The organism is Rhodococcus opacus, from assembly GCF_012396235.1.
Lineage (GTDB): Bacteria > Actinomycetota > Actinomycetes > Mycobacteriales > Mycobacteriaceae > Rhodococcus_F > Rhodococcus_F opacus.
In genome coordinates, this window is the sequence record NZ_JAAXPA010000104.1 from 1 (window position 1) to 1,397 (window position 1,397).

General features: G+C 62.6%; 1 protein-coding gene. It reads left to right on the forward strand.

Features of this window, described 5'->3' with window-relative positions:
- The first annotated feature begins 164 nt into the window (after positions 1-164).
- Positions 165-1,388, forward strand: a complete 1,224-nt coding sequence (locus HGB39_RS38055; RefSeq protein WP_168443035.1) for an ISL3 family transposase — start codon at positions 165-167, stop codon at positions 1,386-1,388.
- Positions 1,389-1,397 lie beyond the last annotated feature (9 nt).

The following is a 1,397-nucleotide window of genomic DNA, read 5'->3' on the forward strand; positions in this document are numbered from 1 at the left end:
TGGCGCTCCTCGGGTTTATGTGGGCGCCATTTCTGCTGCTCAGGGTGGGTTGTGTTGTTGGCCGCACTGTTCGGCGTTTCACCGATGATATGAGGGACGCGCACGCGCAGCACCTCTAGGTTTCGGGGTTACCACACCTACCTCAACCCGGAGGCCCGCTACACGTGCGCGTCAGTACTGCATTTAACCGTCTCCTGAAGATCCCCGGCGCATCGGTATCGGCGGTGTCGATCACAGACACCGATGTCGAGGTCGAGCTACGCCTGCGTGCCCGCCGACTCGAGTGCCCCTGCGGGCACACGTCGCCGGCAACATATGACCGGTCCACACGCCGGTGGCGGCACCTTGACCTCGGCACACACCGCCTGTGGTTGGTCTACGAGATCCGCCGCATCCACTGCCCACACTGCGGGGTGCGCACCGAACACGTGCCGTGGGCGCGGCCCACCGCCCGGCACACCCGAGACTTCGAAGACACCGTCCTCTGGCTCGCCGCCCGCACCGACCGCACCTCCGTCTCCACGCTGATGCGCTGCGCGTGGGAAACGGTCACCGCAATCATCAACCGCACCGTCGACGAATTACTCGACACCCGACGACTCGAGCGGCTCTACCGCATCGGCGTCGACGAAATCTGCTACCGACACCCGCACAAGTACCTGACCGTGATCGGCGACCACGACACCAAGACCGTGGTGCATATCGAACCCGGCCGAAGCACCGAATCCCTCGCGGCTTTCTATGAGCAGCAACACGAGTCCGACCTCGACTCGATCGAGTCGGTATCGATGGACGGATCGAAGGCATATCGCGTCGCCACCGAGGAACACGTGCCGAACGCCCGAATCTGCTTCGACCCCTTCCATGTCATGCAGTGGGTGAACCGGGCGTTGGACCGAGTGTTCGCCGACGCCTCCTCGGCCAACCGCCGCAGAATCGAGCTCTCGAGCGGCAGTTGGCGCAAGGTCCGCATCGCGTTGCGAACCGGCGCCGAACGACTCACCGACCAGCGCCGCGCCCTTCTCGACACCCTCACAGATCAGGATCAGCAGGTCGGGCACGCATGGCGACTGAAAGAGCAAATGCGGGACTTGTTCCGCGTCGTCAAACCCTCACGCGCCAAACGGCATCTACGCACATGGATCGACGACGCCGCACACAGCGGAATCCCCGCATTCACAATGCTCGCCCAACAGATCGACAAGCACTACGACGGAATCATCGCCGCAGTAGAACTCGGCATCTCCAACGGACTCATCGAAGGTATCAACTCAAAAATCCGACTGATCAACGCTCGCGGCTACGGGCACCACTCCGCCGAATCGCTGACCTCGATGATCTACCTGAACCTCGGAGGAATCGACCCCAAACTACCCACACAAAGGTGAGGAGCGCCA